The following is a 331-nucleotide window of genomic DNA, read 5'->3' as shown; positions in this document are numbered from 1 at the left end:
GATCGAACGAGGCCTGGTTGCCGATCTGGCTGCCGACCGGCCCCAGGTGCGACCAGCCATCCTCGCCCTCGGCCGCAGACACCGCGCGGCGCAGCATCTTCACCAGCCGCGTGTCGCTGCGCATCTCCGCACCGCTTTTGCGCGGGCGTGCATCGTCATTGGCGACGGGCTCGTTGGATGCCTGTTCGCTCGATGCCTGCTCGGCATCCGGCACACTGGCGTGGGTCTGGCCCAGCGCTTCCAGGTAGGTGAACTTCGAGCATGCGTTGACGAAGGGTTCGGGCGTTTTCTTTTCGCCGAAGCCATACACCTTCACGCCATCGGTCAGCAG

Annotated in this window: 1 protein-coding gene; it reads right to left on the bottom strand. The window is 65.6% G+C overall.

Features of this window, described 5'->3' with window-relative positions; all coding sequences use genetic code 11:
* Positions 1 to 331, bottom strand: a 331-nt coding sequence (locus EN853_RS33395; protein ID WP_210236100.1) for an OST-HTH/LOTUS domain-containing protein, incomplete at both ends; no start/stop codon positions are given.

The sequence above is a fragment of the Mesorhizobium sp. M1C.F.Ca.ET.210.01.1.1 genome (assembly GCF_004791585.1).
Taxonomy (GTDB): domain Bacteria; phylum Pseudomonadota; class Alphaproteobacteria; order Rhizobiales; family Rhizobiaceae; genus Mesorhizobium.
This window is presented reverse-complemented; position numbering and strand designations above follow the sequence as displayed.